Below are 13,287 nucleotides of genomic sequence, written 5' to 3' on the forward strand. Positions count from 1 at the left end.
CGGGCCTTATCGTCTGCGCGGGTTCAGCCCGCCAGCGCCGCGCTGTCAAAGCCGCCGTTGCGCCATTGGGCAAGCGCCGCGCTCAGCGCCGGGCCGGGCTTGCCGTCGATCCCGCCCTTGTAGAGACCGGCGCGGCCCAGCCGCTGCTGCAACGCCGACAGCGTGCCGGGGTTCCAGTCGCCGCCCTTGTCGGTCAGTTCCCGCAACAGCGCGCCATCGTCCGAGGCGACGCCCAAAAGCAGCTGCACCGCCGCGGCTGCCGGGTCCTGCGCCGTGCCGCGGCCCTCGTCCAGCAGCACGGCGGCAGCGCGATAGGCGCGCGGCTCGCCCTCGCGCGCGGCACGCTCGAACAGGGCCACCGCATCCAGCGGATCGCCATATTCATGCTCTTGCGCCAGGACGCCCAGGTTGAAGGTGGCGATCGCCGCCCCGGCCTCGGATGCCTTCTGCATCAGCGCGATGCCGCGGGCGCGGTCCTGCGCGCCGGGCTTGCCGTCCAGCAGCGTCACCGCAAGGTTGATCGCCGCATCCGGGCTGCCGGCCGCGGCGGCCTTTTCGTAAAGCGCCCGCGCGCCCTCCGGGTCCCTGGGCAGGCCGTCGCCCGATTCCTTCAGCATCGCCAGGCTGACCATGGCGCGCAGGTCGCCGCGCTCTGCCGCCTGGCGATACAGTTCCAGCCCGCGCTCGCGCAGCCCGGCGGCGAAACAGGCGCGCGCCGCCAATGCCACATAGCGCGGCTGCTGCGGCTCAAGCCGCATGGCTGCGTCGCAGAGGCGGATGGCCTCGGTGGCGCTGCTGGCCAGGACCTCGAAGGGCACACCCGGGGTCGATTCGGTGCTGTCGCGGGGATGCGTGGCCATCAGCTCGCAGCGCCGGGCCGGGCCAAGCTCGGCTTCGGCGGGCAGTTCGGCGCGCAACTGCCGCGCCGCCCCGGCATAGGGGCCGTCGGGATAGGTCTGCAGATACTTGTCCACCAGCGCCGGCAGGCGGCTGCGCTGCGCCAGCTGCCAAAGCTGCGTGCCGGCGTCGCGATCCGCGCCCATGCCGCGCCGCGCCGTATCGCCGGCACCGCCGCTCAGCATGGCCAGCACCTCGGGGACATGCGCGCCGTCGGGATAGCGCTGGACGTAAAGCCGCATCAGCGCCGGATCCCCGGCCCGCACCGCAACCTGGTAGAACATCGTCTCGGGCGAGACCGTCGGCGGGCCGTCGTTGAAGTCGAACTGCCGGGTCAGGGACGAGCTTTCCCAAGGGATCTGCTGGCCGCCGGTGCGCGCCACCACATCCTTGCGCACCGCGATCATCATCTCGCTGATGTCCTGGGCAGGCGTGCGGATATGGTTCAGCAGCGCCTCGGTGAAGGTGCCGTTGCGGTCCTTGCCGTCAAAGGCAACGGCGCCGGGCTGCGTCGCGTATGAGATTAGGAAATCCGCGGCGCTGCCGACGCGCGCCAGGCCGGAACTGGCGCCGGGCAGGCGCAGCGGATTGTCCCGGCAGGCGTCCAGCAGCACGATCTTGATGCCCTTGGCCTGCGCCATGACCTCAAGGACCGCATCCAGAGGTTGGGTCTGGGCGATGGCGTGGTCGGGCAGGGTCAGGCGAAAATCCAGCGGCAGCAGATAGTTGCGGTCCGCGACCTGAAAGGCGTGCCCGGCGAAAAAGAACAGTGCCACGTCCGAATCCCGCGCCGCCTCGCCAAAGCGCGCCACCAGATCCTGCATCTGCTCGCGGTTCTGGTCGACGCCCAGCATGACCTGAAAGCCAAGGTCGGTCAGGGCGCCGGCCATGTCGCTGGCATCATGGGCGGGATTGTCCAGCACCCGGGCATGGGCATAGGCGGCATTGCCGATGATCAGCGCCACGCGGCCCGCCGCCCCAGCCGGTCCCGCTGTCAGTGCCAGCAGCGCCAGCAGGGCGGCGCAGATCAGGCTAAAGCCCGGTCGCACGCAGCAGCGTCGCATCGGCCTTGTCCACTGTCGCAAGGATCAACCCCTCTTGCCGGGCATGGCTGCGGGCCAATTCCGGGTCCTCGACGCGCAGCAGGTTGATCTGCTTGACGATCTCGGCCCGGGCGGTGCGCAGCGCGCTGCCAGCCTCGGCGAGGGCGTCGCGGCGGATCGCCCGGCGTTCGTCCTCGGTGCGGGCACCGGCCAGCCGCGCCAGCGCGCGATCGCGCGCCGCGTCGATGTCGGAACTGGCCTTGCGCAGGATCGCCGAGACGGTGCGCAGCGAGGGCGGCAGTTCCGCCGACAGCTGGTCCAGCGCGCTGGAATAGCGGTTCAGGGCCCGCGACAGGCAGGCCAGCATGTCCTCGGTCCGGCCCTCGTTCTGGCTGCAGGCGGCCAGCATCTGCGACACCTCGTCCGAGACGGCGACAAGGCGGCGTGTGGTCGGGTCGGTTTCGTCGATCACCGGGGGCAGGGTGCCGGCGCTGGGGGTGCCCGCAAGCGTGGTGCCGCCATCCGTGCCGGTGCCGGTGTCCGTGCCGGTCTGAGTGCCGGGGCCGGTGCCCCCACTGTCCGGATCGGGCAGCGGGAACAAGCTGGGCGTGTCGGCGGGCCAGTGCGGCGGCGGGGGGTTGATGGGCGAGGGCGGCGGCGGCGGATTGCCGGTCCGCGGCGGGTTGGGCCGCAGGATCTGCAACGTGCCGGGGACATAACTGACCAGATAGTTCGCCTCGGCCCCGCCGGTCATTTCGGTATCCGAGGGGGTGATGGCATAGGCTCCGGGCGGGCTGCCGGCGCGGCCGGGGCTGGAAAGGGTCACGTCGGTGATGCTGTCGCCGGTGGCCAGGCTGCCCGCGGCCAGTCGCCAGTCAAGGACCGGGGCGGTGCCAAAGCGGCTGCTGCTGTCCAGCGCCGCGATGGTGATCGGCCGAGGCGTCACGGTCAACGCGCCGGCGGCATAGGTGATGATGTAATTGCCGCCGACATCGCCGCCCAGCCCGCTGATCAGCGCCCCCGAGGGCGTGATCACATAGGGCGAGCCCGCCACCGGCGCGCGCGGGTCGGCGCCGGCGCTGCCCAGGGTGATGGCCTCCAGCCTGTCGGCATGGCGCAGTCCGCTGGTCGTCACGCTGCCAAGGCCAAGGCCGCGTGCATCGCCGTAGCGCCGGGTCAGGTCCAGCGCGGTGATGGTCAGCGGCGCGCGGTCGATGGTCAGCGCGGCCGGCGAGGCCACGATGTCATAGTCGATCCCGCCCGCCGAGCTGGCGCTGCCCGCCGTGGCGATGGCATAGCTGCCGGCATTGCGCGCGCCGGGCGGCAGGCTGAAGATGCCGGTGACCGCCGGCAGGTCGCCCGGCAAGGCAAAGACATAGCGCCCCAGCCCATAAACCGTGCCCGTGGGGGTGGGCAGCGCGTCGCCATAGGTGATGCGCAGCGCGTCCGGCACCGCCCAGAGCACCGGGTCGACGCTGTAAAGCCGCGGATAGGCGCCGGCGTCTCCGGGCGCCCAGACGGTCGAAAAGCTCCAGCCGGTGGCGCGGGCGCGAAAGCCCGCGGTGTCGCGCAGCTGCGCCGTGGTCAGGCCGATGCCGCCATCCGATTCTGCCTGTCCGGTGCTCAGACGGTCCCAAAACGAGGCGATGACGCTGCCTTCGCCCTCGCCCATGTCGCTGTCGCCGACCAGGCCGCCGGTGGTCAGCCCGCCGGTGGCGCCGCCGGTGGTGATGGCGCCGGCGGCGAATGTCCGGGCGACGCCGCCGCCGTTGCCACCCACCAGCCCGCCGATGACGGCGTCATGGTCGCCGCCATAGCTGACCGGGCTCAGGGCATAGGCGTCGGCGATGTCGCCGTAGTTCAGCCCCACAAGCCCGCCGATCCATGACTGGTATTCCTCGACACCTGCGCCCGACAGTGAGATGGCCAGCGGCCCCGAGGCCCGCGCCCGCGCGATGGTGCCGGAATTGTAGCCGGTCAGCCCGCCGGCATTGACCACCGCATTGCCGCTGGTGCTGACGGCGGTGGTGGCAAAGGCGTCGCTCAGGCTGCCCCAGTTTTCGCCCATGAGGCCGCCGATGCTTGCGAAGGTGCTGAAATCGGTCGAGCCGTTCAGCGTGGCGTCAAGGCTGCCGCTGGCAAAGGATGCGGTCACGGTGCCGTCATTGGCGCCGATCAGCCCGCCGGCCGAGATGCTGCCGTCACCCTCGATGTCGATGGCCGAGATGGCCGAACTGCGGGTGATCGTGCCCGCGTTCTGGCCGACCAGCCCGCCGACATACAACTCGTCCTCCGAGCCGATGTTCAGGTCGGAATAGTCCAGCGCCACGCGCGACACCGCGCTGGCGATGCGCCCGGCGCCAAAATATCCGGCCAGACCGCCATAGCTGCCGCCGCCGTCGCCGCCTAGGCTGTCCGAGCCGATGGCGATGTTGCCGGTCAGCTGCACGTTCTCGATCAGGTTCGCGGCCTCGCCCACCGTGGTTCCGACCAGGCCGCCGATGCTGGCGCCGGGGATCATCGGCGCGCTGATGTCCAGATCCAGCAGGCGCAGGTTGCGGATACTGGCGCCCGCGATGGCGCCGAACATGCCGCCCAGCCCGCCCGGCTGGAACTCGCTTGGGAAATTCACGGTCTGGGTCAGGCCGGTGACGGCGTGCCCCGCGCCCTCGAGGCTGCCGGTGAACGGCGTCTCCTCGTTTCCGATCGGACGAAAACCGGCGCCGAGGCGCCAGTCGGCGCCGAGGCGCCAGTCGGCGGTCCCCGCGGCGTCGATGTCGCTGCCCAGCAGGTAATGCGCACCCCCATGGCCGGCCGATCCGATGCCCTGCAGCCCATAGACATCGCCGATGACATAGCGGCTGGCGGTGGTGCCGGCGCCGCCGCTGGCGCGTAGAAAACCCGCGCCGGGGAGAAGGCTGAAATCGCGGGCATAGAACGCCGGCAGCACCGCCGCCACCTGCCGCCAGCCCGAGCCATCGCCCAGCTGGAAGCGATCCACGGCGACCGCACCCGTCGCGGTGATCAGCGGTGCCTGCAGGGTCAGGACCCCGGCCATGCCGCTGATCGGTGCGTTCAGCGCCATGCTGCGGCCCGCCGTCAGTTCCAGCGCAAGCGTGCCGGTCCAGGTCACTGGCGCGCCCAGGACGATGTCGGCACGGGCAGCAAGGGACATGCGTCCCGGCCCGGTCCAGCGCAGCGGATCGTTGATCAGGATGTCGTTCTCGGCCCGGAAATCCAGCCAGGTCGTGGCGCCGCTGACAAAGGCCAGGTCCAGTGCCGTGTCGAAGGTGATGTTGCCGGCGTCATCCGCGTCGGCATTGACGGTCGAGAAGATGAAATTCCCCGGATCAAGGATCATGTCCTGGATGGTGGTGACCAGCAGATGCGTCGGGTCGTCGGGGTCATAGGTCGCGGCATCGACGATACGGATGTCGCGCGGGTCGAACAGCACCGTGCCCGGCCGGCCATGCGGCGCCGCCAGCCGCACATCGGGGCTGCGGATTGCCAGATCGCCCTTGCTGGAGATCTCGGCAAAGCCGCCATTGCCGCCCTGACCGCCGCCCTGCACCGAGACCGTGCCGGCGAAATGCGTCAGCCGGTCCGACCAGACGATGATGCGCCCGCCGTCGCCGCGGCCGATGCCGTCGGCCAGCAGCCGCGTGCCGGCATCGAGCCGCGTTTCCAGGGCGCGGGGCAGGGCGCCGCCGCCCTGATAGGCGCCGCCGACGCGGATACGGCCGCCGCCGCCCGCGCCGCTGGCGTCCAGCGTGGCGCCGGCCAGTTCGATCCGCGCGCCGGTCACGGTGATGTCACCGCCGCGCGCGGGCCGCGGCGCCGGGCGCGTCGGATCGGCCAGCGCCACGCGGCGCTGTGCGCTGCGCGTGTCGATACGGCCGCTGATGCGCACCCGCCCGCCCTCACCCCCGCCCAGCACCACCCGGCCCGAGCGCCCCGAGACGCTGCGCGCCTCGGTCACCCCCGACAGGTTGATGGCGTGGCGCGCGGCATTGCGCGCGGTGGCGGCGCGCATCTCGATGCTGCCGCCCTCGGCCGAGACATGGCCCTGCTGTTCGATCAGCGCCAGGACCTCGTCGCTTTGCCCGGGGGGCAGGGCCACCGACAGGAAGTCGTCGCCCGACAGGTTCAGTGTCACCCGCTGTCCGGCGCCAAGCCCGACGCGGCCCAGCGGCACACGGATCGTGCCGCTGTTCGTGACCTGCCCGCCCACGAGCGCCGCATAGCCGCCGGGGATGATGTCGATGGTCCCCTGATTGACCACCCGGCCGGGCCGGTCGCCGGAAAAGCGCAGCCGGCCCTGCATGAAATCGCCGTTGTCGATGTCCAGCGTCGAGCCGACGAAGCCGCCGGTGGCGATGCGCCCGCCGCGCCCGACCACGATGCCGTTGCGGTTGACCACAAAGACCTGGCCATTGGCGCCCAGATAGCCGTCGATGCGCGACGGCGCCGCCCCGGTCACCCGGTTGAGCAGCGCCGAGCCGCGCCCCGGCTGGTTGACCTGCACCGAATTGCCCGCGCCGATGCTGAAGCCCTTCCAGTCGATGATGGCGCGGCTTGTGCCCTGATCGACGCGCATGGCGCCCGGGCGGGGCGTGCTGACGCTGGCCGAACCCGCGACGACATTCGCGCCATGCGGCAGGGTCTGCGCCGCCAGCCCGCCGGGCACCAGCGCGCTGCAGGCCAGCAGCGCGGCCCACAGGCGCCGGCGGCGCCTAGAAACGATAGGAACTGACGATCGTGAAGCGTTCGGGGTCCCTTTGGTCATCGTCCCTGTTCCCTTTTCCGTATTCGAACCTGACGACTGCGGAGGAGAAATTCGGATCGCGGATCAGCCGCAGGTCCAGGCCGATGCCAAAGGCGCTGGCATCGACGCGGGCGGATTCGTCCGCCGAGGGGCGCTCCAGTGACACCGAGCCCACGGCCGCGAAGACATAGGGGCTGACCACCAGCGGATGGCCAAAGCCCTGGGTGGCAAAGTTGCGCGCAACCTCGCCGCGCAGGAACCAGCCGGAATCGCCGGTCAGCTCGCCCAGGTCAAAGGCCGAAAGCCCCTCGGAGGAGGCGATGCCGAACTGTTCGCTGTTCAGCAGCGGATCGCCGAACGAGCTTTGCGCCTGGCCCGAGAGCGCAAGGCTCCAGTCCTGCCGGAACGGGCGGTCATAGCGGAAGGACAGCTCGAGCTTGCGGAAATCCGCATCGGCGCCGTCGCGCGACAAGGGCGAGGTGGCGGTGGCGTCATCGGCGCTGCGCGCCCCCAGCCCGTCCAGCCCCAGGGACAGCACCGCGCCCAGGCGCAGGCTGGCCTGATCGGCCAACTGCCAGTCGGCATCGGCGGACAGCCGCAGCACCCGCGTGCGGTCGTGCCACAGCGGGAAATCCCCGGCGATGGTGTCCAGTTCCTGGCGGTCGTCCTGAAAGTCCAGCGCCCCGGTCAGCGAGATGTTGCGCTTGACCGAACGCAGCAGCGGATAGAACAGCCGCAGCGACACGCGGTCGAAATCCGAATTCGAGGCGACGGCGCCGCTATCCGGCCCGGTTCGGGAATTCGCCGCCTCGATGCCGAAGGTCAGCCCGTCCTGGCCCAGCGGCACGACCGCGCCCCCCGCCAGCGTGCGCAGCCTTGGCCGGCTGCTGAAATAGCTGTCGTCGCCCAGCTGCGGATTGCCCGAGGCGCGCAGATAGAACACCTCGCCCAGGTTCAGATGGTTGTTCAGCTCGACCCCGGCGGAGAAGTTCCATTCGCCCAGATCGTCCGAAAAGGTGTTGTCCAGACCGACAAAGCCGGTGACCGAGCGGAATTGCGGGTTCAGGATGATCACCGTGCCGCCCGGGCGCGCGCCGGTCTGCAGCGCCGAGCCGAGCGACATGCCGAACATGTCTCCCGCCAGCAGCAGCCGCCGTTCCAGTTCCGGCAGTTTCAGCGCCGGACGGTCGACCAGCGGCTGGGTCATCGCATCCAGCCGCGGCCGCAGGCTGGCCGGGGCGGTGCTGGTGTCGACCTTCTCGACGAAACCGTTCACCACCGTCAGCCGCAGCGCGCCGCCGTCATTCAGCGTCTGCGCCGGGATCACCACCCGCGCCAGCACATAGCCGCGCCGGGCGATGGCGGCCTCAAGATCAGAGGCGGCGGCAAAGATTTCCGACACGGCGATGCGCTTGCCGGTCAGGCGCTGCTCCAGCGCCGCGACATCGGCCTCGGTGCCGGGCAGGCTGTCGCTTACGCTGACGCCTGAAAGCTGTACCGAAAGCCGCTCGGCGCCCGCAGGCGCGGCAAGGCCCGGGCGGCCGCTGAACACCAGCGATCCGGTCATGCGCTGCGCCGGCGGCTGGTAGCTGCTTTGCGTGACCTGCGCCGCGGTCTGCGGCATCGCGGCCCCGGCGAAAAGTGCCAGCCCGCCCAGGGCCAGCACGGAAATGGAACCGATCAAGCGCGTGCTGCGTCGTGGTAGAGCCACCTTCCCCTCCCGGTCGCTGCCGATGCGTCAGGCTAGCACGGATTTCGTAAGTCCAGACAATATTTCCTTCCTTGCCAGCGCATGCCGCCCGGCCGCGACGAGGCGGCTCAGCCCAGCGCCTGGAACTCGACGCGGCGATTCTCGCCGCCGTCGGGGTCGGCGGGATTGGCGAGGAAACGCTTGCCCATGCCCAGCGCCTCAAGGCGCGCGGCGCTTAATCCGCAGTCGTCGATCAGCCAGCGGCGCACCTCGTCGGCGCGCAATTGCGACAGGTTCTCGTTGTAGCTGTCGCTGCCCTTGGCATCGGTATGGCCGACGATGCGGAACAGGTCGATGTCGGATTTCTGCATCACCCCGCACATTTTTTCCAGCACCGGCCGCTGGTCGGGCGCGATCGAGGCGGAATCGAAGCCGAAATGGATGGCGACGTTCACCTGCAACTCGGGCGCGAGCTTGCCGAAATTCACGCTGTCGGCGCCGGCCGCCGCGCCGGGGGCGGATTCGCTGCTGACGCTCACCATGTCAAGGCCGCGCGTCTTCTGCCCGGCGGCATTGGCGCGGAACATCTCGCGCTGGGCGTTGAAGCGCTGCAAGATCTCGTCGGCGCTGAGATCCTGCGCCTGCAGGGGCGGCGCCATAAGGCCAAGGCCAAGCAAAGATGCGCAAATCAGCCGCAACATGGCAATCACCACGAAAAACTGCATCCCTATCGGCTCAATCTACGCTAGAATGGCCGCAAATTCAATTCTTGCGCGGTATTCGGGATCACGTTGCCTTGTCTGCACAGGATCAAGCGGGAAGCGGCCCGGTCACCCAGCGCGGCCTGGTGGCGCGCGGCGCCGGCCTGACGCATCGCGGGGCCGTGCGTGCCTGCAACGAGGACGCGATCCTGGTCGATCCCTCGGGGCGGGTCTGGGCGGTGGCCGACGGCATGGGCGGGCATCTGCTGGGCGGTTTTGCCGCCGAGCGGGTGATCGACGCGCTGGACCACATTGGCGATGGCGACGCGCCGGCGCCCGCGCTGGTCGCGCGCCTTGCCCTGGCCGAGGCGACGATCGCCGACCGCGCCCGGCAGGCGGATGCGGTGATCGGCGCCACGGTCGTTGCCGCCGTCATCCGCCGCGGCGAGGCGGTGCTGGCCTGGGCCGGGGATGCGCGCGCCTATCTCTTGCGCGCAGGCGCGCTGGCGCAGCTGACCCGCGACCATTCGCTGGTGCAGGAGATGATCGACGCCGGCCGCCTGACCCCCGAGGCGGCGCGTTCCCATCCGCAGGCCAATGTCGTGACCCGCGCCATCGGCGCCGGGGGGGTGCCGGAACTGCTGGATCTGGCGCTGGCGGCGGGGGACCGGCTGCTGCTGTGTTCGGACGGGCTGACGCATGTGCTGCGCGACGCCGACCTGGCCGAACTGCTTGGCGCCAGCCTGCCGGGCGCGGCCCTGGCCGCCGGCACGCCCGCCGATGCCGCCTGCGCGCTGCTGCTGCGCCGCGTGCTGGCGGCGGGGGCGCCGGACAATGTCTCGGTCATCGTCATCGACATCGAGGCCGCCTGAGATGGCCCGACACCCGCCGTCGCCGCCGCGCCCCTTGCATGCGCCGCGTGCTGCGGGCGCCCTGGCGGCGCCGATCATCGTCGCCATCGGCGTGGTGCTGGGCGCCATCGCATTTGCCGTCGCCACCTGGCTGCTGGACAGCGCCGATCAGGGCACCGAACTGCGGCTGTCGCGGCTGGAAGGCGAGATGGCGGGGCTGCGCGCGGATCTGGACGCGGCGCGGGGCGAGCGCCAGGGGCTGCGCGCCGATCTTGCGCAGCTGCGCGACGAGCTCAGCCTGCTGGCCAATCGCGCACCGGTGGCGCCGGTCATCGCCACCCCACCCCCCGGCACCGATGCCGAGGATTTCGAGACCCCGCCCGCCACCGAGGCGCTGACCGAGCAGATGAAGCTGGCCAAGACCCGCTTCAACAAGGGCATCACCCAGCCGCGCAACGCCACCATGCTGGCGCTGCTGGGCCCGCCTCGCGACAGCTATGGCACCGACTGCCAGCCGGTGACCAATGCGCATCTGAAATCGCTGCTGCAGACCCGCCAGGTCGGGCCGATCACCGTCACCATGATCCGCCCGGCGCTGGACAGCCTCGCGCGCGTTCTGGACCGGCTCAAGGCCTCGGACCCCGACATCCATGCCAAGCTCGGCACTGCCGGGGCGCTGTGTGCGCGGCTGATCCGCGGCTCGGCCACGGCGATCTCGAACCATTCCTGGGGCACGGCAATCGACCTGACGCTGGAGGGCCAGCTTGACCCCTTTGCTGATGGCGGCACGCAGTTCGGGCTGCTGATCCTGGCCGAGTATTTCAACGACGAGGGCTGGTTCTGGGGCGCGGCCTATAACAGCCGCGAGGATTCCATGCATTTCGAGGTGGGCGAGGAAACCCTGAAGAAATGGCAGGCCGAGGGGAAGCTCTAGAAGACGCGCTTGCACGGTTGGCGGCGCCGGTGCTGGCTTACGGCGCGCGCCTGCCTGCGGTGGCCGAGGCGGTGGCGCCACTTGCCCGCCACGCCGGCGTGCTGCTCGATCGCTTTGAGGGCGACGCGCTGCGCGCCGGCCTTGCGCCGGATGCGGTGGCGCTGGCGCGCGGCGCGCTGGCGCTTGTGCTGACCGATGCCGGCGCTGCCAATCCGGCGCTGCCCGGCTGGCAGGCGGCGGTGCGCGGCCTGGGTGCCAGGGATGACGCGGCGCTGGCCGAGGCGTTGCGCCGCGGCGGGCCGGACCTGAACCCGGTGCGCGGGCTGGTCGGCGACTGCCTTGCCCGCGCCGAGGCGCTGCGGCTGGCGCTGGACCGCTCGCGCCCGCCGGGCTGGGGCGGGATGATGGCGGTGCTGGCCGCGGCCTGGCTGGCTGCGGTCATCGGCTGGGCGGTCTGGGTCGAACAGACGCAGGATCGCGCATTGTGGCGGATCTTTTCCGCCGAGGCGGTTGCCGCCGGGCTGGACCGCGATGCCGAGTTTTCCGACCTTGGCGTGCGGCTGGACCGGTTGGCGCGGGCTTCGGAGCAGGTGGCGGCGGGCATGGCGCGGGTCAGGGTGCGGCCCCTGGCCTGGCTGACCGGCCAAGACGCCGCCAGCCGCGCCGCCGCCGTGCTGGCCGAGGCGCGTGCGCGCCAGTTGCCGCCGGCGATCATGCGCGCGCTGGACCGGGCGCTGGCCGGCGAGGGCGAGCCCGCCGCCGCCTATGACACGCTGCGCGCCTGGTCGGTGCTGTCTGGCAATCTGGACTGGCAGCCGGAATGGCTGGCGGGCTGGGCCGAGGCGCGGGCCGGCCAGGACGCGGCGCTGGCCGGGCTTGCCCCGCATCTGCTGGCGCTGGCCGAGCGCCCGCAGGCCCCGCTGCCGCCCGCGGATGCGGAACTGCTGGCGCAGGCCCGCGCCCTGGCCGCCGAGGCCGGCGAAGCCGATCGCGCCTTCCTGGAGCTGCGCCGCCTGCCCGAGGTCGCCCGCCTGCCGCCCTGGCGCCCGGACCAGGCGCTGCCGGCCCTGGCCGAGGTCGCCGAGCGCCGCTCGGGCCGGGCGATCGCTACGCCGATTGCGGGGCTGTTCACCGCCCGCGGCTGGGACCTTGCCGCCGATCGCGGCGCCGGGCTGGCGGTGCAGGCGGCGCGCGACATGGCGGGCCGGCTGTTCGTTCCCGCGCCGCAGCCGCAGATCGACACCCCCGACCAGGTGATGGCGCTGCTGCAATCCGCGACGCTGGACCGCTGGCAGGGCTGGCTGTCCGACCTGCGGCTGCGTTCCTTCGACGACCGGCGGCGGGCGGTGCTGATCACCGGCGCGCTCTCGGGGCAGGATTCGCCTCTGGCGGCGCTGATCACCGAGGTCTGGGCACAGGTCGGCGGCAATGACCGCCTGCGCCCGCATCCGCTGCAACTGGCCATCGCCGTGCGCTTCGGCCCCGAGATCCAATATGTCGAGACCGGCCGGATCGCCCGCATCTCGGGGCTGTTTGCAGAGTTGAACGTGGCGCTGGCGGCGATCGACAGCGACGCGGCGGATGCGCAGCGCCGGCTCTTGTCGGTGCAGGGGCGGGCGCGCTCGATCCGGGCCCTGCGCGACGCGCCGCCGCTGATCGGCCGGCTGGTCGAGGACACGCTGGCCGAAAGCGGCGAGGCAGGCGCCGAGGGGCTGACCAATCCGCTGACCCGTGCCTGGCAGACCGAGGTGCTGCCGCTGTGCGCGCCCGCGCTGGCCGGGCGCTTTCCCTTTGGTCCCGGGCCGGATGCGGATCCGGCGGCGGTGGCGGCGCTGATCGGGCCGCAGGGCATGATCGCACGCTTTCTGGCGGCGCGCGCCGGCGATCTTCTGGACCGCGAGGCCGAGCCCTGGCGCTGGAAGCCCGAGGCGCGCTTTGCCGGCATCGACCCGGCCAGCGCCGCCTTTTTCCAGCGTGCGCTGGCGGTGGGGGCGGGGCTGGCGCCGGGGGCGGGGATCAGCGCCGCGGCCCTGGCCGAGCGCGGGCAGGCGACGCTGATGCTGGGGGGGCAGGGCGGGGTGCTGGGCGCCTCGGGGGCGGCGCTGGCGCTGGGCTGGCCGGGCACGCAGCCCGCCGCCGGGGTCGAGGTCAGCTTTGCCACGCCTGCGGGCAGCGCGCGCCTGTCGCAACCCGGGCCATGGGGGCTTTTGCGCCTGCTGGCGCCCTTGCGGCTGCGCGAACGCGACGGCGGCCAGCGTTTCCTGATCGACCTGCGCACCGGGGGTGCGCGGTTATTCCTGGAACTGGGCTTTGACCGCGCCGCCAATCCGCTGGCGGTGCGGCGGCTGGCGGACGGCCTGACCTGCCCGCAGGTGCTGTAAACATTCGCCAATCCGCGCCTTTTGC

General features: G+C 71.6%; 7 protein-coding genes. 3 read left to right on the forward strand and 4 right to left on the reverse strand.

Translation table 11 applies throughout. From position 1 onward, the window contains the following. Positions 1–23: 23 nt before the first annotated feature. The 4 genes from WMK75_RS02030 to WMK75_RS02045 form a co-directional block, all read right to left on the reverse strand. Positions 24–1,961, reverse strand: coding sequence for a caspase family protein (locus tag WMK75_RS02030; protein WP_347265987.1), 1,938 nt, complete (start codon positions 1,959–1,961; stop codon positions 24–26). After that, positions 1,930–6,726: an MBG domain-containing protein gene (locus WMK75_RS02035; RefSeq protein WP_347265988.1), complete on the reverse strand. Its 4,797-nt coding sequence runs from the start codon at positions 6,724–6,726 to the stop codon at positions 1,930–1,932. The genes WMK75_RS02030 and WMK75_RS02035 overlap by 32 nt, the downstream gene beginning before the upstream one ends. Next, positions 6,674–8,389, reverse strand: a complete 1,716-nt coding sequence (locus WMK75_RS02040) for a ShlB/FhaC/HecB family hemolysin secretion/activation protein (protein WP_347265989.1) — start codon at positions 8,387–8,389, stop codon at positions 6,674–6,676. The genes WMK75_RS02035 and WMK75_RS02040 overlap by 53 nt, the downstream gene beginning before the upstream one ends. A gap of 134 nt (positions 8,390–8,523) precedes the next feature. Continuing rightward, positions 8,524–9,054 (reverse strand): OmpA family protein, encoded by a 531-nt coding sequence (locus WMK75_RS02045; RefSeq protein WP_347265990.1) that lies wholly within the window; start codon positions 9,052–9,054, stop codon positions 8,524–8,526. A 137-nt stretch (positions 9,055–9,191) separates the two neighbouring features. Here WMK75_RS02045 and WMK75_RS02050 point away from each other — a divergent pair, with 137 nt between their 5' ends. From WMK75_RS02050 to WMK75_RS02060, 3 genes are read left to right on the forward strand one after another with little or no spacing between them, the layout of a single operon-like run. Next, positions 9,192–9,968 carry a protein phosphatase 2C domain-containing protein gene (locus WMK75_RS02050; RefSeq protein WP_347265991.1) on the forward strand — a complete coding sequence of 259 codons (777 nt, stop codon included), beginning with the start codon at positions 9,192–9,194 and terminating at the stop codon, positions 9,966–9,968. Position 9,969: 1 nt separating this feature from the next. Then, positions 9,970–10,881 (forward strand): M15 family metallopeptidase, encoded by a 912-nt coding sequence (locus WMK75_RS02055; RefSeq protein ID WP_347265992.1) that lies wholly within the window; start codon positions 9,970–9,972, stop codon positions 10,879–10,881. Beyond that, complete coding sequence (locus WMK75_RS02060) at positions 10,857–13,262, forward strand: ImcF-related family protein (RefSeq protein WP_347265993.1); 2,406 nt, start codon at positions 10,857–10,859, stop codon at positions 13,260–13,262. Before WMK75_RS02055 ends, WMK75_RS02060 begins: the two co-directional genes overlap by 25 nt. Positions 13,263–13,287 lie beyond the last annotated feature (25 nt).

It is taken from the genome of Paracoccus sp. (in: a-proteobacteria), assembly GCF_039808215.1.
GTDB lineage: Bacteria > Pseudomonadota > Alphaproteobacteria > Rhodobacterales > Rhodobacteraceae > Paracoccus.

Coding starts and splice junctions, on each gene's coding strand:
- WMK75_RS02030 (WP_347265987.1), bottom strand. CDS start 1,961: ATGCGACGCTGCTGCGTGCGACCGGGCTTTAGCCTGATCTGCGCCGCC.
- WMK75_RS02035 (WP_347265988.1), bottom strand. CDS start 6,726: ATGACCAAAGGGACCCCGAACGCTTCACGATCGTCAGTTCCTATCGTT.
- WMK75_RS02045 (WP_347265990.1), bottom strand. CDS start 9,054: ATGGCGCCGCCCCTGCAGGCGCAGGATCTCAGCGCCGACGAGATCTTG.
- WMK75_RS02055 (WP_347265992.1), top strand. CDS start 9,970: ATGGCCCGACACCCGCCGTCGCCGCCGCGCCCCTTGCATGCGCCGCGT.
- WMK75_RS02060 (WP_347265993.1), top strand. CDS start 10,857: ATGGCAGGCCGAGGGGAAGCTCTAGAAGACGCGCTTGCACGGTTGGCG.